21 protein-coding genes are annotated in these 22820 nt (G+C 68.2%); 19 read left to right on the top strand and 2 right to left on the bottom strand.

Annotation, left to right across the window (positions count from 1 at the left end):
• Positions 1–130 precede the first annotated feature (130 nt).
• The 19 genes from mraZ (at position 131) to dnaE (ending at position 21658) form a co-directional block, all read left to right on the top strand.
• Positions 131–562, top strand: coding sequence for a division/cell wall cluster transcriptional repressor MraZ (mraZ, locus tag ELQ94_RS04530; RefSeq protein ID WP_127047664.1), 432 nt, complete (start codon positions 131–133; stop codon positions 560–562).
• Positions 563–663: 101 nt separating this feature from the next.
• The gene (rsmH, locus tag ELQ94_RS04525; RefSeq protein ID WP_127047662.1) at positions 664–1620 is read left to right on the top strand and encodes a 16S rRNA (cytosine(1402)-N(4))-methyltransferase RsmH; all 957 of its coding nucleotides are present in this window, start codon (positions 664–666) and stop codon (positions 1618–1620) included.
• Positions 1617–2189 carry a cell division protein FtsL gene (gene ftsL, locus ELQ94_RS04520; RefSeq protein ID WP_127047660.1) on the top strand — a complete coding sequence of 191 codons (573 nt, stop codon included), beginning with the start codon at positions 1617–1619 and terminating at the stop codon, positions 2187–2189. Before rsmH ends, ftsL begins: the two co-directional genes overlap by 4 nt.
• Before the next feature lie 29 nt (positions 2190–2218).
• A complete protein-coding gene (locus ELQ94_RS04515; protein ID WP_127047658.1) occupies positions 2219–3997 on the top strand; it encodes a peptidoglycan D,D-transpeptidase FtsI family protein in 1779 nt (592 codons plus the stop codon).
• A 46-nt stretch (positions 3998–4043) separates the two neighbouring features.
• On the top strand, positions 4044–5456 hold the full coding sequence (locus tag ELQ94_RS04510) for a UDP-N-acetylmuramoyl-tripeptide--D-alanyl-D-alanine ligase (RefSeq protein WP_243696860.1): 1413 nt from the start codon (positions 4044–4046) through the stop codon (positions 5454–5456).
• Positions 5450–6541, top strand: a complete 1092-nt coding sequence (mraY, locus tag ELQ94_RS04505) for a phospho-N-acetylmuramoyl-pentapeptide-transferase (protein ID WP_127047656.1) — start codon at positions 5450–5452, stop codon at positions 6539–6541. Before ELQ94_RS04510 ends, mraY begins: the two co-directional genes overlap by 7 nt.
• A gap of 17 nt (positions 6542–6558) precedes the next feature.
• Entirely contained in the window at positions 6559–8076 is a 1518-nt protein-coding gene (murD, locus tag ELQ94_RS04500) for a UDP-N-acetylmuramoyl-L-alanine--D-glutamate ligase (protein WP_424976787.1), read from the top strand.
• Positions 8039–9259: a putative lipid II flippase FtsW gene (gene ftsW, locus ELQ94_RS04495; protein WP_127047652.1), complete on the top strand. Its 1221-nt coding sequence runs from the start codon at positions 8039–8041 to the stop codon at positions 9257–9259. Before murD ends, ftsW begins: the two co-directional genes overlap by 38 nt.
• Positions 9256–10347, top strand: coding sequence for a UDP-N-acetylglucosamine--N-acetylmuramyl-(pentapeptide) pyrophosphoryl-undecaprenol N-acetylglucosamine transferase (locus ELQ94_RS04490; RefSeq protein ID WP_127047650.1), 1092 nt, complete (start codon positions 9256–9258; stop codon positions 10345–10347). Before ftsW ends, ELQ94_RS04490 begins: the two co-directional genes overlap by 4 nt.
• A gap of 31 nt (positions 10348–10378) precedes the next feature.
• Complete coding sequence (murC, locus tag ELQ94_RS04485) at positions 10379–11788, top strand: UDP-N-acetylmuramate--L-alanine ligase (RefSeq protein WP_127047647.1); 1410 nt, start codon at positions 10379–10381, stop codon at positions 11786–11788.
• A complete protein-coding gene (locus ELQ94_RS04480; RefSeq protein ID WP_166404654.1) occupies positions 11785–12804 on the top strand; it encodes an FtsQ-type POTRA domain-containing protein in 1020 nt (339 codons plus the stop codon). Before murC ends, ELQ94_RS04480 begins: the two co-directional genes overlap by 4 nt.
• 165 nt (positions 12805–12969) lie before the next feature.
• Entirely contained in the window at positions 12970–14154 is a 1185-nt protein-coding gene (gene ftsZ / locus ELQ94_RS04475) for a cell division protein FtsZ (protein ID WP_127047642.1), read from the top strand.
• Positions 14155–14157: 3 nt separating this feature from the next.
• On the top strand, positions 14158–14832 hold the full coding sequence (locus tag ELQ94_RS04470; protein WP_127047640.1) for a YggS family pyridoxal phosphate-dependent enzyme: 675 nt from the start codon (positions 14158–14160) through the stop codon (positions 14830–14832).
• Positions 14833–14868: 36 nt separating this feature from the next.
• Positions 14869–15351 carry a cell division protein SepF gene (locus tag ELQ94_RS04465; protein ID WP_127047638.1) on the top strand — a complete coding sequence of 161 codons (483 nt, stop codon included), beginning with the start codon at positions 14869–14871 and terminating at the stop codon, positions 15349–15351.
• A gap of 5 nt (positions 15352–15356) precedes the next feature.
• Positions 15357–15656: a YggT family protein gene (locus tag ELQ94_RS04460; RefSeq protein WP_243696859.1), complete on the top strand. Its 300-nt coding sequence runs from the start codon at positions 15357–15359 to the stop codon at positions 15654–15656.
• A 125-nt stretch (positions 15657–15781) separates the two neighbouring features.
• A complete protein-coding gene (locus ELQ94_RS04455) occupies positions 15782–16393 on the top strand; it encodes a DivIVA domain-containing protein (RefSeq protein ID WP_127047636.1) in 612 nt (203 codons plus the stop codon).
• Positions 16394–16403: 10 nt separating this feature from the next.
• The gene (gene lspA, locus ELQ94_RS04450) at positions 16404–17093 is read left to right on the top strand and encodes a signal peptidase II (protein ID WP_243696858.1); all 690 of its coding nucleotides are present in this window, start codon (positions 16404–16406) and stop codon (positions 17091–17093) included.
• Between the two features lies 1 nt (position 17094).
• Positions 17095–18018, top strand: coding sequence for an RluA family pseudouridine synthase (locus tag ELQ94_RS04445; protein ID WP_127047634.1), 924 nt, complete (start codon positions 17095–17097; stop codon positions 18016–18018).
• 118 nt (positions 18019–18136) lie between these two features.
• Positions 18137–21658, top strand: coding sequence for a DNA polymerase III subunit alpha (dnaE, locus tag ELQ94_RS04440; protein ID WP_127047632.1), 3522 nt, complete (start codon positions 18137–18139; stop codon positions 21656–21658).
• 115 nt (positions 21659–21773) lie between these two features.
• On the opposite strand, the gene ELQ94_RS04435 is transcribed toward dnaE, so the two are convergent.
• Complete coding sequence (locus ELQ94_RS04435) at positions 21774–22403, bottom strand: DUF3618 domain-containing protein (RefSeq protein ID WP_127047630.1); 630 nt, start codon at positions 22401–22403, stop codon at positions 21774–21776.
• A complete protein-coding gene (locus ELQ94_RS04430; protein ID WP_127047628.1) occupies positions 22400–22819 on the bottom strand; it encodes a phage holin family protein in 420 nt (139 codons plus the stop codon). The genes ELQ94_RS04435 and ELQ94_RS04430 overlap by 4 nt, the downstream gene beginning before the upstream one ends.
• Position 22820 lies beyond the last annotated feature (1 nt).

Below are 22820 nucleotides of genomic sequence, written 5' to 3'. Positions count from 1 at the left end.
AGATCCGCGTGTTTATGGGGCTTAGTGTGCCCCAACCGGGGCCGGGGAGCCGGTTTACGTAGATAAGTGGATGATTGTGGAGTAAAGTGGAGGTATTCGAAGATCGGCCGGATCTTGACAGGGGGTGCGCATGTTCCTCGGCACCTACGCCCCCAAGCTCGACGACAAAGGGCGCATCATCCTTCCGGCCAAGTTCCGAGACGAACTCGCGGGGGGAGTGGTCATGACACGAGGGCAGGAGAACTGCATCTACGTGTTCAGCACCCGCGAGTTCGAGGCGCTGCACGAGAAGATCCGCCAGGCGCCCGTCACGAGCAAGCAGGCTCGCGACTACCTGCGCGTGTTCCTCTCGGGAGCATCGGCGGAGACGCCGGACAAGCAGCACCGGGTGACCGTCCCGTCCCCGCTGCGCTCCTATGCATCGCTCGATCGCGACCTCGTCGTGATCGGTGCGGGCACACGAGCGGAGATCTGGGACGCCGAGGCGTGGGAGACCTACCTCGCCGAGCAGGAAGCCGTGTTCTCCGACACCGCCGAGGAGGTGATCCCCGGCCTCTTCTAGCACCTGCGGTCCGACTCCCACCCGTCGGCCCTGACTCCACTTCCCCGGAGCCAGGTCAAACGGATGGGGATCAGATCCCAGGAGCTGTCGGCCACGGACCCATGGACGCCCAGCCCCTCCACACTCCCGTCCTCCTCGAGCGCTGCATCGATCTCCTCGCACCGGCGATCGACTCCGGCCCGAGGGTCGTCGTCGACGCGACTCTCGGCATGGGCGGACACGCCGAGGCGATGCTCGAGCGTTTCCCCGAGCTGCACCTCGTCGGGCTCGACCGCGACACCGACGCCCTCGCCATCGCGGGGGAGAGGCTCAGCCGCTTCGGCGACCGTGTCGATCTCGTCCACACCGTCTACGACGGCATCGGCGAGGCCCTCGACTCCCTCGGGATCGAGGAGATCGACGGAGCCCTGTTCGATCTCGGCGTCTCGTCCGTGCAGCTCGACCGTGCGGAGCGCGGCTTCGCCTACTCGCGGGAGGCGCCGCTCGACATGCGGATGGATCAGACCACGGGAGCGACCGCCGCCGACGTCATCGCGACGTACGACGAACGCGACCTCCGCCGCATCTTCCACCAGTACGGCGAGGAGCGCTTGGCCGCCCGCTATGCGCAGCGCATCGTCCGGGCGCGCGAGGAGTCACCCATCGAGACCTCCGAGCGGCTCGTGGCGATCCTTCAGGAGGCGACCCCGGCGGCCCTGTCGCGCGCGGGCCACCCGGCGAAGAGGGTGTTCCAGGCCCTGCGCATCGAGGTGAACCGTGAGCTCAGCGTCCTGGAGGACGCCGTGCCCGAAGCGCTCGGACGCATCCGGCTCGGGGGACGGATCGTCGTCATGGCCTACCAATCGCTCGAGGACCGGATCGTCAAGCACGCGCTGCAGGCCGTCACACGATCGACGGCACCAGCAGGGCTCCCCGTCGAGCTCCCCGAGCACCGACCGGAGTTCCGCCTCCTGACGCGGGGCGCCGAAATAGCGGGCGATGACGAACGGGCGATGAATCCGCGAGCGACGTCCGTTCGACTGCGCGCAGCCGAACGAACCAGGGGGACCACCACATGAGCACACCGGCCATCGTCACTCGCCCGTCGACCTCTCCCGCCCGCCGTCCGCCGTCCGCGCCGCCCCTCCGCGCCGTTCCCGCGAAAGCCAAGGACGTCCGCGCGGCACGCCCCAAGCTCTCGTACGCCCTGTGGACCGTCGGTGGCGTCGGCGCGATCTTCATCGCGCAACTCCTCCTGAGTGTCGCTCTCAGCCACGGCGCCTACGAGGTCTCGAGCCTCCGATCACAGATCACGGAACTCGGCTGGCAGAAGGAATCGCTCGGCGAGCAGCTCGAGACCCTGTCATCCCCGCAGTACGTCGCGTCGGCGGCTCAGGGCCTCGGAATGGTAGTCAACTCGACGCCGGCCTATCTGCGCCTCTCGGACGGCGCCGTGCTCGGCGAGCCCGGGGAGGCCGGGGGCGCGTCATCGGTCCCCCTCGCGTCGACGGAGTACGTCGGGAACGCGGCGACCGACGCCCTGCCGGGCGCCGCACCCGAGCCGACCGAGGAAGGCGCGCCTGCCGAGGAAGCCGTGGTCCCGCCCGTAACCTTCGAAGACGGACTGCCCTCGCCCACGACCCACTGACCGGCGAGACGGATCGGGAAGGATCTCCAATGCCCCACCACACCCGGTCGAGTCGCCGCCGCATGGCGCTCGCGATCGTCTGTATCCTCGCCGTCGTCGGGGCCTTCGTCGTGAGGCTCGTGGACATCCAGGTCGTCCAGGCCGACCAGCTCCGCCTCGTGGCGTCCTCCAAGACGGCGAGTCAGTCGACGGTCTACGGCACGCGCGGCGAGATCGTCGACACGAACGGCAACGTACTCGCCGGCAGCGTGATGCGCTACGACATCACGATGGACCCGAGCAACGTCGCCGACTTCGAGCGCACGACGGCGGACGGCGAGAAGATGGACGTCACCGTCGAGCAGGCCGCCGGCGACATCGGTGCGATCACGGGCCAGACGTCCGAGGAGATCCTCGCTCTCGTCGCGTCGGCGCTCGAGGACAACCCGGACTCGACGTTCGCCTACGTCCAGCGTTACGTCGACGTCGACGCCTATCAGGAACTGCGTGCGCTGAAGATCCCGTGGCTCTATTCGCAGAAGCACCCGGGGCGCATCTACCCCAACGGCGCCGTCGCCGGTAATCTCCTCGGCTTCGTCGGGTCCGACGGGACGCCGCTCCAGGGACTCGAGCAGTCCCAGAACGACTGCCTCGGATCCATCGACGGGACGCAGACCTTCAATCGCGGCAAGGACGGGGTGATCCTGCCCGGATCCACCGAGACGGTCGTCGACGCGAAAGACGGCGGCACCCTCAAACTCACGATCGATCGCGATCTGCAGTGGTTCGCCCAGCAGCGCCTCGCCGAGCAGGTCGACGCGATGGGGGCCGATTCGGGAACGGTGACGATCGAGGAGGTCGGGACCGGCAAGCTCCGCGCGGTCGCGCAGTACCCGTCGGTCGATCCGGGGAACGTCGGCGGGACCGAGGAGTATTTCCGGCAGGCGCTGTCGTTCACCGCGCCGTTCGAGCCGGGATCGACCTTCAAAGCGCTCACCGCGGCGATGCTGCTCGATTCCGGGAAGGCGACCCCGTCGACGAAGGTCGTCGCCGACGGTTGGTACTACCCGACCAACGGCGCGCGGATCAAGGACTCCTCATCGCACGGGCCCCTCAAGCTGACCCTCACGGGTGTTCTCGCCGAGTCCTCCAACACCGGCATCTCTCAGCTCGGAGAGGCCCTCTCGCCGCAGGAGCGCTACGACTACCTGAAGAAGTTCGGCATCGGCGACGCGACCTCCATCGGCTTCGACGCCGAGTCCTCCGGTCTCCTCGCCCAGCCGGGCGACTGGGACAACCAGACCTACTACGCGACGATGTTCGGGCAGGGCCTCTCGGCGACACCGATCCAGATCGCGAGGGCCTACCAGACGCTCGCGAACGGCGGTGTCACGGTGGAACCGACTCTCATCGAAGGGTGCCAGAACGCCGACGGGACGGTCACGGAGGCCGCCGCGCCGGAGAGCGAGCGGGTCGTGTCCGAGAGCGCCGCGGATCAGGTCGTACAGATGCTCGAGAGCGTCGTGACGGACGGGCACTTCGGTGATTCCCTCCAGATCCCCGGCTACCGTGTCGCGGCCAAGTCGGGCACGGCGGAACAGGGCGACGGCGCGGGCGGCCTGAAGGACACGTACGTCGTCTCGATGACGGGCATGGCTCCGGCGGAGGACCCGCAGTACGTCGTCTCGGTACACATCTCGAACCCGACTAAGATCAGATCTTCGGCAGCCGCGGCGCCGACGTTCCAACAGATCATGACCCAGGTCCTCAAGACCTACCGGGTCGAGCCGTCCACCGAACCGTCGCCCGACCTGCCGACGACCTACTGATGCTCCGCGCGACGCCCGCCCGGATCCGATCGAGGAGGACCGACCGGTGATCACCATGACCTTCGGCGATGTCGCCACCGTCCTCTCGGGGCTACTCGTCCTGCGGGACGGGGAGACGACCGACGACACGGTCGACGGATTCGTCGAGACCGACTCGCGTGAGATCGTCCCCGGGGGGATCTTCGTCGCCAAGCCAGGGGAGACGACCGACGGCCACGCCTTCGTCGGCGTCGCCCGGGAGCGGGGCGCGCGCCTCGCGATCGTCGAGCACCCCGTCGACGACGACATCACCCAGATCGTCGTCCCCGACGCCGTCGAGGCACTCGGGGCTCTCGCGTCCCACGTCGTGGCGGCGGTGCGTTCCTCGGGGAGGCTGCGGGTCGTCGGGATCACGGGATCGAATGGGAAGACGACCACCAAGAACCTGCTCGACGCTGTCCTGTCGCCGCGCGCTGCGACGGTGGCGCCCAAGAACTCGTTCAACAACGCCGTCGGCGCCCCCACCACGATGCTGCGGGTGACGGGGGACTCCGAGTTCCTCGTCTCCGAGATGGGCGCATCCGGTCCGGGTCAGATCGCCCGACTGGTCCGCATGGTCACTCCGGACATCGGCGTCGTCCTCAAGGTGGGCCTCGCTCACGCCGGCGGATTCGGCGGCCTCGAGGAGACGTTCGCCGAGAAGTCGGCCATGGTGACCTCCCTGCCCGACACGGCCGTCGCCGTGCTCAACCTGGACGACGACCGCGTCGCGGCCATGGCCGACCTCACGGCGGCCCGTGTCGTCTTCTTCGGTCTGGCCGACGCCGCCCACGTGCGAGCGACCGACGTCGACTCCGACCGCACCGGCACGCGCTTCACGCTCGTCCTGCCGTCGGGCGAGGCGCGACCGGTCCGATTCCGCGTCCTCGGGGAGCACCACATCTCGAACGCCCTCGCTGCTGCCGCCGTGGCCACCGAGCTCGGTGTGCCCCTCGACGACATCGTCGCCGGTCTCGAGACCGTGACGCGCGCGGAGCGCTGGCGGATGGAGGTGCTCGGCGGCCGGGACGACGTCACGATCATCAACGACGCCTACAACGCGAGCCCCGATTCGATGGCCGCGGCCCTCAAGACCCTCGCGGTCATCACCCCGCCAGAGGGTCGCCGCGTCGCGGTACTCGGCACCATGGCCGAGCTCGGCGAGTTCGCCGGAGACGAGCACGACCGCATCGGCCTCCTCGCCGTGCGCTTGCGCGTCGACCGACTCGTGGTGGTCGGCACCGACGCCCGTCGGCTGCACATCTCCGCCATCAACGAGGGGTCGTGGGACGGTGAATCCGTCTTCGTGGAGACGGCGGACGAGGCCTACGCGTACCTCTCGGACGAACTGCGGGCCGGCGACACCGTGCTCGTGAAGTCCTCCAACTCGGCGGGTCTCCGTCATCTCGGCGATCGACTGGGAGAATTGTTCTCGTGGTAGCACTCCTCACGGCCGGCGCACTCTCGCTCGCCTTCTCGCTCTTCCTCACCCCGCTGTTCATCCGCTTGTTCAAGCGGCTGGGCTGGGGGCAGTTCATCCGCGACGACGGCCCCCAATCGCATCACGCGAAGAAGGGCACCGCCACCATGGGCGGGATCATCATCATCATCGGGGTGCTGTTCGGCTACTTCACGGCGATGCTGATCACCGGGGACCGCATCAGCACGGCCGCGCTCCTCGTGCTGTTCATGATGGTGGGGCTCGGCCTCGTGGGGTTCGTCGACGACTTCCTCAAGACCCGTAAGCAGCGTTCCCTCGGCCTGCGCGGCTGGGCGAAGGTCGTGGGACAGCTCATCGTCGCGGTCGCATTCGCGGTGCTCGCGATCAGCTTCCCGAATCCCGAGGGCGTCACCCCGGGGTCCACGTCCATCTCCTTCGTGCGCGACCTCCCGATCGACTTCCTGATCTTCGGCAGCGTGATCGGGATCGCGCTCTACCTCCTCTGGACGGCGCTCATCGTGACGGCGACGTCCAACGCCGTGAATGTGACGGACGGTCTCGACGGCCTCGCGACCGGCGCGTCGATCTTCGCGATCGGCTCCTACGTCATCATCGGGTTCTGGCAGTACAACCAGTCCTGCTTCGGTGCGGTCGGGGACGAGGTCGCGTACAAGTGCTACGACGTGGTGGACCCGCTCGGTCTCGCGATCGTCGCCGCGGCGATCGTCGGCGCCCTCGTGGGCTTCCTGTGGTGGAACACGACGCCCGCGCAGATCTTCCTCGGTGACACGGGTTCGCTCGCACTCGGTGGAGCCATCGGAGCGTTCGCGATCCTCACCCACACCGAGCTCCTCCTCGTCTTCATCGGCGGTCTGTTCGTGATGGAGACCGGTTCGGTCATCGTTCAGCGCGCCTACTTCAAGATCACCCACGGCAAGCGCATCTTCCTGATGTCCCCGATCCACCACCACTTCGAGTTGAAGGGCTGGGCGGAGGTGACGGTCGTCGCGCGCTTCTGGATCATCGGCGGTCTGCTCGTCGCCGCCGGCGTCGGGACCTTCTACCTCGAGTGGGCCCTGGCGTGACCTCCGAGGAGAGAAACGTGCGACTCGCGGGTCTCACGAGCTGGCACGCCGACTGGCGGGGGCTGCGTGTCGCGGTGTTCGGCCTCGGTGCCACGGGATTCTCGGTCGCCGACACGCTCGTCGAGCTCGGCGCGGAGGTCCTGGTGGTCGCGGAGACGGCCGACCCCGACCGGGGCCGGTTGCTCGATGTCATCGGTGCGCGCTTCGTCCTCGGCGGAGCAGGCGGCCCGCCGGAGGAGCTCCTCGCGTTCTCAGCCGACCTCGTCGTCGTCTCACCCGGATACCCGCCGCACCACGCGCTCGTCACCTGGGCATCGGAGGCGGGACTTCCGCTGTGGGGCGACATCGAACTCGCCTGGCGCGTCCGCGACAAGGCGGGTACTCCCGCGGAGTGGCTGCTCGTGACGGGCACGAACGGGAAGACGACGACCGTGCAGATGACGGCGTCGATGCTCGTGACCGCCGGCCTGCGCGCAGCGCCCTGCGGGAACATCGGCGTGCCGGTGCTCGACGCCGTGCGTGATCCGGGCGGGTTCGACGTCTTCGTCGTCGAGCTCTCGAGCCACCAGCTGCACTACCTCGCCCGCCAGAGCACCCCGGAGCCGGTCTCCCCGCTCGCGAGCGTCTGCCTCAACCTGTCCGACGACCACCTCGAGTGGCACGGTTCGGCCGAGGCCTATCGCGACGCGAAGGCCGGCGTCTACGCGAACACCCGGGTCGCGTGCGTCTACAACCGGGCAGACCCCGCCACGCGACGGATGGTGGAGGAGGCCGAGGTCGTGGCCGGCGCCAGAGCCATCGGCTTCGGCCTCGACGTCCCGGGTCCGAGCGACCTCGGCATCGTGGACGGCATCCTGTGCGACCGGGCCTTCCTCGACGACCGCTTCTCGAGCGCGCTCGAGATCACGACGATCGACGCCCTCGCCGAACAGGGTCTCGCGGCCCCCCATGTCGTCGCCAATATCCTCGCGGCGAGTGCGCTCGTGCGGGCCGTCGGGGTCACGCCGGAACAGATCCGGGACACCCTCGCCGCCTTCTCGCTCGATCACCACCGGATCGAGACGATCGCCGTCGCGGACGGCATCACGTGGGTCGACGACTCGAAGGCGACCAACGCCCACGCCGCCGACGCCTCGCTCTCCGCCTACCCCTCGGTCGTCTGGATCGTGGGAGGACTTCTGAAAGGTATCGACATCGCCGCGCTCGTGGCGAAGCACGCCGACCGGGTGCGTGCCGCCGTCGTGATCGGGCGGGACCGTGAGGCGGTGACGGCCGCGTTCGAGCGACACGCGCCGGGCGTCCCCGTGATCGAGGTGTCGCCAGCCGACACTGGAGAGGTGATGCCGCAGGCCGTCGAGGCGGCGAGCGGTATCGCGGCCGCGGGGGACACCGTCCTCCTCGCTCCGGCGGCGGCCTCGATGGACCAATTCACCGACTACGCGCAGCGCGGACGCCTCTTCGCCTCCGCCGTCGCCGATCTCGTGGGAGGAGACGCGGATGAGCGCCCCACCCCATCCCGGCCGGGCTCGGACTGAGTCCGACGACCGGCCGGCGTCGGCTCGGATCTCGCTCGGCAAGCTCGCTCTCGCCGACTCGTCGAACTACCTGCTGCTGCTCGGTACGACGCTCTTCCTGGTCGCCTTCGGCCTCGTCATGGTGTTGTCGTCGTCGACGATCGAGTCGTGGATCGACAACAACGGCTTCTTCGGCGGCTTCTGGAAGCAAGCGACGTACGCCGTCCTCGGTGTCCCGCTCATGCTCGTGATGTCGCGCATGCCGCTCACGTTCTGGAAGAGGATGGCCTGGCCGGCGATCTTCCTCGCCATCGCGCTTCAGGCGCTCGTCTTCACACCGCTCGGCGACGATGTCTACGGAAACCGGAACTGGATCCGGATCGGTCCGATCAACGGACAACCATCCGAATTCGTCAAGCTCGCCCTCGTCGTCTGGCTTGCGTTCGTCCTCGCCCGGAAGAGGGAACTCCTCACGAGCTGGAAGCATGCCCTCATCCCGGTCGTCCCGATCGGCGGGCTTGCAATCGGTCTCGTGTTCCTCGGAAGGGACCTCGGAACGGTCTTGATCCTGGCGTCGATCGTCTTCGCGGCGCTCTACTTCGCCGGCGTTCGTTGGCGGATCCTGATACCGCTCATGCTCGTCTCCGGTGTCGGGGCCGCCGCCGCGGTTGCAACGAGCCCCAACCGGATGCGTCGGCTCATGAGTTTCACGGACGCCACGTGCGCCGACTACGAGGGAGTCTGTTGGCAGCCGCTCCACGGCACCTGGGCTCTCGCGAACGGCGGCTTCTTCGGGGTCGGTCTGGGCAACTCGGTCGAGAAGTGGGATTGGCTGCCCGCTGCGTCGAACGACTACATCTTCGCGATCGTGGGGGAGGAGCTCGGTCTCGTCGGGGCCGTCGTGCTCCTGCTGATGTTCGTCCTCCTCGCCGTCGCCCTCCTGCGCGTCATCCGTTCGTCGTCCGACCCGTTCATCCGCACGGCCACGGGGGCCGTACTCATGTGGCTCATCGGACAGGCGTTCGTCAACATCGGCGTCGTCCTCCGGGTCTTCCCGGTGCTCGGCGTCCCCCTGCCCTTCATCTCCGCCGGTGGCACGGCGCTCATCACATCCCTCATGGCGGTGGGTATCGTCCTGTCGTTCGCCCGCCACGAGGCTCGGCAGGCGTCGCTCGTCCTGCAAGGAAGAGGAACACTCCGATGACCACCTATCTCTTCGCCGGTGGCGGTACCGCCGGCCACGTCAATCCGCTGCTCGCGGTCGCCGACGCGCTCACCGCCCGCGACCCCGACGCGACCGTCATCGTGCTCGGCACCGCCGAGGGACTCGAGGCACGACTCGTCCCGGCGCGGGGCTACGAGCTCGAGACGATCCCGAAGCTGCCGTTCCCTCGCCGGCTCAACGGAGCGAGCTTCGGCTTCGGCGGCCGTTTCCGCAAGGCCGTCGCGACGACGACCGAGATCATGACCCGCCGGGGGGTCGATGTCGTGGTCGGCTTCGGCGGCTACGCATCGGCCCCGGCGTACGTCGCCGCCCGCCGGGCACGCGTGCCGCTCATCATCCACGAGGCGAACGCCCGTCCGGGGCTCGCGAACCGCCTGGGCGTGCTCTACACCCGGTACGTCGGGGTCGCCTTCCACGGAACGCGCCTGCGGCACTCGCGGTTCGTCGGGATGCCGCTGCGCCGTGAGATCGAGACGATCGACCGCGATGCCGCCCGGCGCGAGGGCAGGGAGTTCTTCGGCCTCGATCCGGAGCGCAAGACCCTGCTCGTCACAGGGGGATCGCTCGGCGCGCGCCGGCTCAACACGACGATCGCCGAGTCCGCGCCGTCCGTGGTGGAAGCCGGATGGCAGATCGTGCACATCGTCGGACGTTCGAGCGAGTTCACGGACCCGGGGCACGACCACTACCACGTCGTCGACTACTGCGACCGGATGGATCTGGCCCTCGCGGTCGCCGACTTCGCGGTGTCGCGCGCCGGGGCCGCGACGGTGAGCGAGCTGAGCGCGCTCGGCATTCCCGCCGTCTACGTCCCCTACCCCGTCGGCAACGGGGAGCAGCGGTACAACGCGAGCGACTCGGTGCACGCGGGCGGAGCGGTGCTCGTCGCCGACGCCGACTTCCAGCCGGCGTGGGTAAGCTCTGTGCTGCTCCCGCTGCTCGGCGACGAGGTCCGCGTCCACGACATGGCCGTGCAGTCCCGCCACGCGGGCACCCTCGACGGGAACGTCCGCATGCTCGAGCTCATCGACGAGGCGTCGAGGGCCGTCCGCGGCCGTCGTCGCTGACACCGTCTCCCGAACCAGAAAGAAGAACGTCGTGATCAAGCCAGACTTCTCGCTCGAGATCCCCGAGGACCTCGGATCCGTGCACTTCGTGGGGATCGGCGGGTCCGGGATGAGCGGCATCGCGAAGCTCTTCATCGAGTCCGGCGCGACCGTGTCGGGCTCCGACTCGCGCGAGTCGGCGGCGACGGAGGCCCTCCGGGCGATGGGAGCGATCGTGACGATCGGTCACGCCGCCGCCAATGTGGGCGACGCGGACACCCTCGTCGTCACCGGTGCGCTGTGGCCGGACAATCCCGAGTACCTGCTCGCCCGCGAGCGCGGGATCCCCGTGCTGCACCGGTCTCAGGCGCTCGCCTGGCTGACGCGCTCGCGTCGGCTCGTCTCGGTCGCCGGCGCCCACGGCAAGACGACCTCCACGGGCATGATCGTCACGGCGCTGCTCGCCCTCGACGCCGACCCGAGTTTCGTCAACGGCGGAGTGATCGAGACTCTCGGAACGAGCTCGGCGTGGGGCTCGGGTGAGCTCTTCGTGGTCGAGGCCGACGAATCGGACGGGTCCTTCCTTCTCTACGACACGGCCGTGGCCCTCGTGACGAACGTCGACCCCGACCACCTCGACCACTACGGATCGCTCGAGGCCTTCCAGCAGGCCTTCGTCGACTTCGCCGACGCGTCGACCGAATTCGTCGCCATCTCGTCGGACGACCCGGGTGCCGTCGCGGTGACCGAGCGCCTGACGCACGCGCGCGTGGTGACCTTCGGTGTCGCGGAGGACGCGGAGGTGCGTGTGCGCGACATCGTCACCGACGGTCCCGTCCGGTTCACGATCGACGCCGGAGGTTCGAGCTACAGCGGAACCCTCGCCGTGCCCGGACGCCACAACGCCATCAATGCAGCCGGCGCCTTCGCCGTCCTGACCGGTCTCGGATTCGAACCGCAGGCGGTCCTCGACGCCATCGCCGGCTTCGGCGGCACGAAGCGACGGTTCGAGCTGCACGGCACCGTCGACGGCGTGAGCGTCTTCGACGACTATGCGCACCACCCCACCGAGGTCGACGCGGCGCTGTCCGCCGCTCGGACGGTCGTGGGGGACGGGCGCATCATCGCCGTACACCAGCCGCATCTCTACAGCCGCACGCGACTGTTCGCCCGTGAGTTCGCGGACGTGCTCGAATCGCGCGCCGACCACACGATCGTGCTCGACGTGTACGGCGCACGCGAAGACCCGGAGCCGGGGGTCACCGGAGCGCTCGTCTCGGAGAAGTTCGGTGACGAGAGCCACGTCGACTTCATCGCCGACTGGCAGGCCGCTGCGGATCGCGTGGCGGAGATCGCCCGACCGGGCGACTACGTCGTGACGCTCGGATGCGGCGACGTCTACCGCATCGTCCCGCAGCTGCTCGAGTCCCTCGAGAGGGTCCGCCCGGAGACCTCCCGGTGAAGCGGCCCTCCGGCATCCCGAGACCGACGGCCGCGACGCGTCCTCCGGTTCGGGACGAGCCGGAGGACGCGAGAGGCACGTCCGACTCGGACGAGCGCCACGGCGCGCGACGCCTGCTCGGCCGGTTCCGATCCGGAGGGGGCGATGCCGAGGAGACGTTCACGGCTCCGATCCCGCTGCAGCAGGGCGGGAACTCGGCGACAGACACCCGCGATGGCGAATCCGGTGACGACACGGCCCGGACCACGGGAGCGACGTCGAGCCCGTGGAAGGCGGCACGCGCGCGCCGTCGACGCGAGCGCGAGGAGGTCCGTCGTTTCACGGCCACCACGCGTCGTCGTCGGATCATCTGGGCGTCCGCCATCGGGGGAGTGCTGCTCCTCGCGGCCACGTGCGTCGGCCTGGCCTACACGCCGCTCATGGCCGTTCGCGACATCCAGGTGGAGGGTGCCCGACTGGTGAGTTCCGACCTCATCGTGCGCGACCTCGACAGTCAGCGCGGCACCCCGCTCCCGCTCGTCGATCAGAGCGCGATCAAGGCGGCGCTCGTGAAGTATCCGCTCGTGCAGAGCTACTCGGTGGAGTCACGCCCGCCCGACACCCTCGTCATCCGGATCGTCGAGCGACGGCCGGTCGGGGTGATCGCGTCGGGCGATGCCTTCGACCTCGTGGACGTCGCCGGCGTGGTGCTGTCCACGACGCCGGAGAGACCGACCGGCTATCCGCTCATGGTCTTCGAGGGTGACTCGGCCTCCTCGGGGTTCACGGCGGCCGCGTCCGTCCTGCGGTCCCTCCCCGATGATCTGTTGTCGACCGTCGACGAGGTGAGCGCCACGACCGTCGACGACGTCACGCTCACCCTCGCGGGCAACGGTGCGGTCGTGACGTGGGGGAGCGGCGAGGACTCCGCGAGGAAGGCGGTCGTGCTCGAAGGACTGATGGCGAACTACCCGCCCGACTCGGTGCAGCGATACGACGTGTCGAGTCCCGAATCGGCCGTCATCGACCCACGCTGACTCCGTCGGGTCTCGACGGAGGCCAATCCGAGGGCGCATCTCGCGACACGCTGTCCAGACGGCGTGTTCGCGTGCCGTGCGGCCCTAACGTCTGAATCAGGAAATGCATACTGAGCATAACTTTAAACCTAAACCTGAGGTTGAAAGTTCTCACCGGAGGCTGACGTGACGACAAACCAGAACTACCTTGCAGTGATCAAGGTCGTCGGTATCGGCGGCGGCGGCGTCAACGCCGTCAACCGCATGATCGAGATCGGACTCCGCGGAGTCGAATTCATCGCGATCAATACCGACGCCCAGGCGTTGCTCATGAGCGATGCCGACGTCAAGCTCGACGTCGGCCGAGACCTCACGAGAGGTCTCGGAGCGGGTGCCGATCCGGAGGTGGGCCGTCGCGCAGCCGAGGACCATGCCGAGGAGATCGAGGAGGCGCTCGCGGGCGCCGACATGGTCTTCGTCACAGCCGGCGAGGGCGGTGGCACCGGAACGGGTGGAGCCCCCGTGGTCGCGCGGATCGCCAAGTCGATCGGCGCCCTCACCATCGGTGTCGTCACGAAGCCGTTCGGCTTCGAGGGCCGCCGTCGTCAGGGCCAGGCCGAGGCCGGCGTCGCCAAGCTGAAGGAAGAGGTCGACACCCTCATCGTGGTACCGAACGATCGCCTCCTCGAGATCAGCGACCGCGGTATCAGCATGCTCGAGGCATTCGCCACGGCCGACCAGGTGCTCCTCGCAGGTGTGCAGGGAATCACGGACCTCATCACGACCCCCGGTCTCATCAACCTCGACTTCGCGGACGTCAAGTCCGTCATGCAGGGTGCCGGATCGGCCCTCATGGGGATCGGTTCCTCTCGGGGAGCCGACCGCGCCATCAAGGCCGCGGAGCTCGCCGTGGCCTCCCCCCTCCTCGAGGCCAGCATCGAGGGTGCTCACGGTGTCCTGCTGTCCATCCAGGGCGGCTCGAACCTCGGTATCTTCGAGATCAACGACGCCGCTCGCCTCGTGCAGGAGGCCGTCCACCCCGAGGCGAACATCATCTTCGGTGCCGTCATCGACGACACCCTCGGCGACGAGGTGCGGGTCACCGTCATCGCTGCCGGGTTCGACGGCGGCGAGCCCCCGACGCGGGCGCTCGACGGCGCTGCGGCGGGTATCGTCACGACCGGTGGCGTCATGACCGCGGCCGAGCCGGAGGTGCCCCCGGCGCCGCCGGTCCCCGTCGCGCAGGCGCCCGAGAAGCCGGCCGAGCCCGCATGGAAGAGCTCGGACGCTCGCGTCCATGCGACGACGCCCGCGCACGACGCCGGCTTCTCCGACGAGGACGAGCTCGACATCCCCGATTTCCTGAAGTAGGAGATGTCGGAGCTCGAAGAACGCGTCGCGGCCGTCCGGGAGTCCATCTCCCGGGCGGCCGTTCGCGCGGGGCGGGATCCGCTCGGGATCACGACGATCGCCGTGACCAAGTTCCATCCGGCCGCGCTCGTGTCGCAGCTCTACGAGGCGGGGATCCGAGACGTGGGGGAGAACCGCCAGCAGGAGGCAGAGGCGAAGGCCGCCGAACTCGTCGGGCTCGACGACCTCACGTGGCATTTCGTCGGTCAGCTCCAGTCGAAGAAAGCGCGTCGCGTCGCCCGGTTCGCCGGCGTCATCCACTCGGTCGATCGCGACTCCGTGATCGACGCTCTCGCGGGGGCCGACCGCCCCGTGAGCTGCTTCGTGCAGGTGGCGCTGAGCGACGACGACCATCGGGGTGGTGCCCCCATCGCCGACGTCGAGCGACTGGCCGAACGCATCGTCGCGAGCGATGGGCTGTCTCTCGCCGGGGTCATGGCGGTCGCGCCCCTCGGGGCGGAGCCGCGTCCGGCGTTCGCCCGCCTCCGGTCCGTCTCGGATCGCATCCGCGCCATCGACCCGCTCGCCACCGCGATCTCGGCCGGTATGAGCGACGACTTCGAGGACGCGATCCTCGAGGGCGCGACACACCTGCGAATCGGAACCGCAATCACGGGCAAACGTCCGGCGACACCCTAACCTCGAAGAGGAAGCAACCGCACGACGGAGGTACTGATGTCCAACCCGCTGAAGAAGACCATGGTCTATCTCGGACTCGCCGACGAGGAGCTCGACTACGACGAGCCCGCCGCCGAGCAGAAGCCCGCGAACGAGACCCCCCGCCAGCAGCACCAGGCGCCCGAGGCGAAGCCCGCGCCCGTGACCCCGCTGCGCAAGGCCCCGGCGCCTGTGCGGCAGCCGGCGCCCACGGAGCTCAACGAGATCCTCACGGTCCACCCCAAGCAGTACAAGGACGCCCAGGTCATCGCCGAGTCGTTCCGTGACGGTGTTCCCGTCATCATCAACCTCTCGCAGATGAGCGATGCCGACGCGCGCCGTCTCATCGACTTCGCAAGCGGTCTGTCGCAGGGCCTCTACGGCAAGATCGAGCGCGTGACCAACAAGGTCTTCCTGCTGTCGCCGTCGCACGTCTCCATCTCCGGAGAGCAGGACGCTCAGGTCGTCGAGACCGAGGCCACCTTCTTCGCTCAGCGCTAGGCGGGGTGGGCTCGATCTTCTCCGTCATCGGGAACCTCCTCTACGCGGCGTTGCTGATCTATCTGCTCGCCATGTGGGCTCGGTTCATCCTCGATCTCGTGCAGACGTTCAACCGAGCGTGGCGGCCGTCCGGCATCGGACTGGTCGCAGCCGAGTTCGTCTACTCGGTGACCGACCCGCCCATCAAGTTCTTCCGGCGCGTGCTTCCGCCGGTCCGGGTGGGTCGTGCCGCCCTGGACTTCGGTTGGACCCTGACGATGCTGTGCGTCCTCGTGGCCATGATTCTCGTCGGTTTCATCCGCTGACCCACTCCTCCCGCTGTATTCTTGACCGGGTCGCGCCACCGCGACTCCGACGCGGCGTCGCCGGCCCTCAGGGTTTGCTACCGTTGCAAGGTCATTCCGATCGAAATAAGTGAAGGTGGTACGCCATGGCGCTCACGCCCGAAGACGTCGTCAACAAGCAGTTCCAGCAGACCAAGTTCCGCGAGGGCTACGACCAGGACGAGGTCGACGACTTCCTCGATGAGGTCGTCGTCGAGTTGCGCCGCCTGATCCAGGAGAACCAGGACCTGCAGGAGCGCCTGTCGTCCTCCGACGCAGGTTCCGCCCCGTCGGCTCCCGCGGAGGAGACGCCTGCTCCCGAGCCCGTCGCCACGCCCGAGCCCGTTCCGGCGGTGCCGGTCCAGGCCGCTCCCGTCCAGGACGAGTCGGAGAGCTCCAACAGCCTGCTCGTCCTCGCCCGTCGTCTGCACGACGAGCACGTCCGCGAGGGCGCCGAGAAGCGCGATCAGCTCATCGCCGAGGGCAACGCGACCGCCGCCCGTGTCGTCGCCGAGGCCGAGGCCAAGCAGCGCGAGGAGCTCGCGAAGCTCGACGAGCAGCGCACGGTCCTCGAGAAGGAGATCGACGAGCTCCGCGTCTTCGAGCGCGAGTACCGTCAGCAGCTCCGCAGCTACATCGAGAGCCACCTGCGTGATCTCGACACCGGGACCGCAGCGTCCACCGGTGGCATCGCCGCCTCCGTGGGCGACAACCACTGACGCTCAGCGCTTGACCACTCGATCGACCGACACAGCCACGGCCAGGACGCTCCTCGTCCTGATCGCCGTGGCTGTGTCGGCTCTCGTGGTCGATCAGGTCACGAAATTCCTCGTCGTCTCGTCGATGTCGGAGGGCGAACGGATCCGCGTCCTCGGCGACTTCTTCGTCCTGTACTTCGTCCGTAACCCCGGGGCCGCTTTCTCCTTCGCCGAAGGAGCGACCTGGATCTTCTCGATCCTCGCCGCCGCCGTCAGCGTGACGATCATCGTCCTGGCGCGACGCATCCGCTCCCGGTTGTGGGCGCTCGTGTTCGGGCTGCTCCTCGGCGGGGTGCTGGGTAACCTCACCGATCGTCTCTTCCGCGAACCGTCCTTCGGGCTCGGCCACGTCATCGACTTCATCTCGACACCGTGGATGATGCCGGCGATCTACAACATCGCGGACATCTGCATCGTCGTGAGCATGGGGATCTTCATCCTCCTCACGATCCTCGGCGTCGGAATCGACGGCACACGAGGCCGGGGCGACGAGGGCGTCGACGACTCGTCGGTCGTTTCCGAGCGAGCCGGCGACGACACCACCGGTGCGGCCGATCCGGACGCGGTGGCGGATCCCGCTCCGCACACGGGAACCGCCTCCGGCACATCCCCGCGTCACGCAGATCCCGACAGTCGTGCCGATCGAACCGTGGCGGACTGACGTGGCCGAGTCACGCTCTCTCTTCGTCCCCGACGGCCTCGAAGGCTCCCGGGTCGATGCCGCCCTCGCGAAGATGCTCGGATTCTCGCGCAGTTTCGCCGCCGAGATCCTCGAGGCCGGGGGAGTGACGGTCGACGGCCGCCCCGCCTCGAAGTCCGATCGTCTGTCCGGCGGTGCCTGGATCGAGGTCGAATGGCAGCCGCGGGCAGAAGCGGTCATCGTGCCGATCGCGGTCGACGACCTCGGAATCGTGCACGACGACGACGACATCGTCGTGGTCGACAAGCCGGCCGGCGTGGCCGCGCACCCGTCCGTCGGGTGGAACGGACCGACCGTTCTCGGTGCCCTCGCCGCGGCCGGTTTCCGCATCTCCACGTCGGGGGCCGCCGAGCGTGCCGGGGTCGTGCACCGACTCGACGTGGGAACGAGCGGCCTCATGGTCGTCGCGAAGTCGGAGCACGCCTACACCAAACTCAAGAGGGCCTTCCACGACCGCGAGGTCGAGAAGGTCTACCACGCCCTCGTCCAGGGCCACCCGGATCCCTTCGCCGGCACGATCGACGCGCCGATCGGACGACACCCGAAGTCCGACTGGAAGTTCGCGGTGACCGCCGGTGGGAAGCCGTCGGTGACGCACTACGAGACGATCGAGGCCTGGCGCGCTGCGACGCTGCTCGAGATCCATCTCGAGACGGGGCGGACCCATCAGATCCGCGTGCACATGGCGGCCCAACGGCACCCGTGCGTCGGCGACCCGCTCTACGGCGCCGACCCGATGATCTCTCAGCGCCTCGGTCTCACGCGCCAGTGGCTGCATGCCGTCCGTCTGGGGTTCGTGCACCCGGGAACCCGCGAACCGGTCGAGTTCGCCTCGGCGTACCCGGCGGATCTCCGTCACGCCCTCGATGTCGTGGGTTCCGACTAGCCTGACCCCACGTCGTCGTCCCGCTTCAACTGCGTCGACCTCCCGCGACACCTCGTTCTCGACACCCTCGTTCTCGACACCTCGTTCTCGATCCACCCGCGACACGTTCGGAGACCTCATGACTCGGACTTCTGATTCCTTCGTGCACCTCCACGTGCATAGCGAGTACTCGATGCTCGACGGTGCCGCTCGGGTGAAACCGCTCATCGAGGCGGCCGTCACCGAGGGCATGCCGGCCGTCGCCATCACGGACCACGGCAACGTCTTCGGTGCGTTCGATTTCTGGAAGACCGCGACCGATGCCGGGATCAAGCCCATCATCGGCACCGAGGCCTACCTCACCCCCGGTACCCACCGCTCGGACCGCACGCGCGTTCGGTGGGGCGACGGGGGCGGAGACGACGTCTCGGGCGCCGGCTCCTACACCCACATGACGTTGCTCGCCCAGTCGACGGAGGGCATGCACAACCTCTTCCGGCTGTCGTCGAAGGCGTCGATCGAGGGCTACTACTTCAAGCCGCGCATGGACCGCGAACTGCTCTCGACCTACTCGTCCGGGCTCATCGCCACGACCGGCTGCCCGAGCGGCGAGGTGCAGACGAGACTCCGCCTCGGCCAGTACGACGCGGCCGTCCAGGCGGCAGCGGACTTCCGCGACATCTTCGGTGCGGAGAACTTCTTCTGCGAGATCATGGACCACGGCCTCGGTATCGAGCGACGAATCATGACGGACCTGCTCCGCCTCGCGAAGGACCTGTCGCTCCCGCTCGTCGCCACCAACGACCTCCACTACACCCATGCGCACGACGCCACGTCCCACGCCGCCCTCCTCTGCGTGCAGTCGGGCTCGACGCTCGACGACCCCAACCGGTTCAAGTTCGACGCGGACGAGTTCTACCTGAAGTCGGCCGCCGAGATGCGGCAGATCTTCCGCGACCACCCGGATGCGTGCGACAACACGCTCGCGATCGCCGAGCGCTGCGACGTGAAGTTCAACACGAGCGCGAACTACATGCCCCGCTTCCCCGTCCCGGAGGGGGAGACGGAGGAGTCCTGGTTCGTGAAGGAGGTCGACCGCGGCCTCGACGTGCGCTACCCGAGCGGCGTTCCGAGCGAGGTGCGGGCGCAGGCCGACTACGAGGTCGGAGTCATCACGCAGATGGGCTTCCCCGGCTACTTCCTCGTCGTCGCCGACTTCATCAACTGGTCGAAGAACAACGGCATCCGGGTGGGGCCCGGCCGCGGTTCCGGAGCCGGCTCGATGGCCGCGTACGCGATGCGGATCACGGACCTCGACCCGCTGCGCCACGGACTCATCTTCGAGCGATTCCTCAACCCCGACCGCGTCTCCATGCCCGACTTCGACGTCGACTTCGACGAGCGCCGTCGCGGCGAGGTGATCCGGTACGTCACGGACAAGTACGGTGACGAACGCGTGGCCCAGATCGTCACGTACGGCACGATCAAGGCCAAGCAGGCGCTCAAGGACTCTTCCCGCGTCCTCGGCTTCCCCTTCGGTATGGGCGAGAAGCTCACCAAGGCGATGCCCCCGGCCGTCATGGGCAAGGACATCCCGCTCACCGGCATCTTCGATCGTGACCACCCGCGTTACAAGGAGGCCGCGGACATCCGCGCCGTCGTGGAGACGGACGCGGAGGCGAAGACGGTCTTCGACACCGCCCTCGGACTCGAGAACCTCAAGCGTCAGTGGGGCGTGCACGCGGCGGGCGTCATCATGTCCTCCGACCCGCTCATCGACATCATCCCGATCATGAAGCGGGAGCAGGACGGCCAGATCGTCACGCAGTTCGACTACCCGGCGTGCGAGTCCCTCGGCCTCATCAAGATGGACTTCCTGGGGCTCCGCAACCTCACGATCATCGACGACGCCCTCGACAACATCGAAACCAACCGGGGCTTCCGGCCGGTCCTCGAGGATCTCGAGCTCGACGACCCCGAGGCGTACGCGCTGCTCTCGCGCGGCGATACTCTCGGGGTCTTCCAGCTCGACGGCGGGCCGATGCGATCGCTCCTCCGCCTCATGAAGCCGGACAACTTCGAGGACATCTCCGCCGTCATCGCCCTCTATCGTCCGGGGCCCATGGGCGCGAACTCCCACATCAACTACGCGCTGCGGAAGAACGGCCAGCAGCCCATCACGCCGATCCACCCGCAGCTCGCGGAGCCCCTCGAGGAGATCCTCTCCACGTCGTACGGCCTCATCATCTACCAGGAGCAGGTGATGGCGATCGCGCAGAAGGTCGCCGGCTTCTCCCTCGGCCAGGCGGACATCCTCCGGCGGGCCATGGGCAAGAAGAAGAAGTCGGAGCTGGACAAGCAGTTCGCCGGCTTCTCCGAGGGCATGCACGCCAACGGTTACGGCGACGAGGCCGTCAAGATGCTCTGGGACATCCTGCTGCCGTTTTCGGACTACGCCTTCAACAAGGCGCACTCGGCCGCCTACGGCATCCTCAGCTACTGGACGGCCTATCTCAAGGCGCACTACCGGGCCGAGTACATGGCGGCCCTGCTCACGTCCGTCGGCGACTCGAAGGACAAGATGGCGATGTACCTCAACGAGTGCCGCCGGATGGGCATCAAGGTGCTCCCGCCCGACGTCAACGAGTCGATCGGCTTCTTCGCGGCCGTCGGCGAGGACATCCGCTTCGGGCTCGGCGCCGTGAGGAACGTGGGCAGCAACGTGGTCGACGGCATCCGCCAGGCGCGCGAGGCCAAGGGCCGGTTCGAGTCGTTCCACGACTTCCTCCGCAAGGTGCCCCTCCAGGTCGCGAACAAGCGCACGATCGAGTCGCTCGTCAAGGCTGGGGCGTTCGACACTCTCGGCGCGACACGGCGTGCCCTCGTGGAGGTGCACGAATCCGCCGTCGAGTCCGCGGTGAAGATCAAACGGGACGAGGAGAACGGCAACATCGGCTTCGACTTCGACTCGCTCTTCGAGGAGGCGGGGGTCGCGCCCGAGTCCCACGTGCCGGAGCGCCCCGAGTGGTCGAAGCGGGACAAGCTCGCCTTCGAACGCGAGATGCTCGGCCTGTACGTGTCCGACCACCCCCTCGCCGGGCTCGAGGCGCAGCTCGCCAAGCACTACTCCACGACGATCACCGACCTCACCTCGTCGGACAACACCGAGGACGGCGAGCAGGTCACCGTCGCGGGTCTCGTCACGAGCGTGCAGCACCGCGTCGCGAAGGCCTCGGGCAACCAGTACGGCATCATCACCGTCGAGGACTTCAGCGGCGAGATCTCGGTCATGTTCATGGGCAAGGCATACCAGGAGTTCTCACCATCGCTCGTCGGCGACTCCATCGTCGTCGTGCGCGGCCGCGTGAGCATGCGTGACGACGGGATGAACCTGCACGCCTACAGCCTCATGGTGCCCGACCTCGGGCAGGCGGACGCGTCGGGCCCCCTGGGACTCAGCGTCCCCGACTTCCGTGCCACGACGGAGACCATCACAGAGCTCGGCACGATCCTCGCACGGCATCGTGGCGACACCGAGGTGCGCCTCAAGCTCATCAAGGGTGACGTCGCCCGGCTCTTCGAGATCCCGTACCCCGTCTCGGTCACAGCGGATCTCTATGGTGAGCTCAAGTCCCTCCTCGGTCCGAACTGCCTCAACTGAGGCGGGCTCCGTCGCATCCTGCGGGAGGCGACGGACCCCGCGCTCTCGGTCGGGGAACGACAGAGGTGCCCCGGCGGAATTCCGCCGGGGCACCTCTTTATGGCCGTCGTCGAGGTCAGTTCGTGGACTGGTCCTGGACGGCGTGCTTGGCGTTCGACGTCTCGTCCGCGACGCTCTGGCGAGCCCCGGCTGCTTCGTCCTTGACGGACTGGGCAGCTCCCGTGGCCTCCTCCTTCACCGAGGCGGCGGCGCCCGTCGCCTCGTCCTTCACCGCGTTGGCGGCATCGGTCGCGGGCTCCTTGAGATTGCCGGCCATCTCCTTGCCGAGGGACTGAGCGCCGTCGAGGAGCGGCTGTGCCGCTTCCTTGACGTCCGCCGCCAGCTCCTTCTCCTTCGAGCTCGCCGGTACGAGGGAGGACACGAGCAGGCCGACGCCGAAGGCGATCAGGCCGACGGCCATGGCATTGCCCTGGGCCGCCGAGGATGCGCGGTGGGGGAGGTCGGAGGCGGTTCCGCCGGCGGACGATGCGGCGTCGCCCACGGAGCCCTTCACATCGGAGGCGACCCCGAAGATCTTGTCCTTGACCGATCCGATCGCGTCCTTGGCCTTCGCCTTCTCGCGGTCGACGATCTTCGACGGGGTGACCTTGTCGGCCAACGCGTCGACGTCGCTGCCGAGCGCCTGGCGGGTGTGCTCGATGTCGGCGCGGATGGCGTCGGGGTTCTGAGCGGAGGTGTCAGTCATCGGTTCTCCTCGTTCTTCTTCAATGTGTCGGGGATCTTCTTCAGGGAGTCGACGGTGCGGGGGACTCCCTGCACCTTCTTCATCGACGAGCGGCCGGCCGCGAACAGGATCGCGGCGATGATCGCCCAGAGCACGGCGACGACGACGGCCGACCAGCCGTTGCCGATCAGGTGGCCGAGACCCCACCAGAGGGCGATGGAGAGGAACAGTACGGCCATGCCGGCTGCGTAGCCCGCCCCGCCGAGGAGACCGGCTCCCTTCCCTGCGCGAGTGGCGGACTGCTTCGCCTCGGCCTTGGCGAGTTCGACCTCCTGCCGGAACAGGGTCGAGAGGTCGCGCGATACCTCGGACAGGAGGTCGCCGAGCGAGGTCGTCGCGGCCTTCTGTTCCGACGGGGTGGCGGACGGGTCCGTCATG

It is taken from the genome of Labedella endophytica, assembly GCF_003990045.1.
GTDB classification, from domain to species: domain Bacteria; phylum Actinomycetota; class Actinomycetes; order Actinomycetales; family Microbacteriaceae; genus Labedella; species Labedella endophytica.
This window is presented reverse-complemented; position numbering and strand designations above follow the sequence as displayed.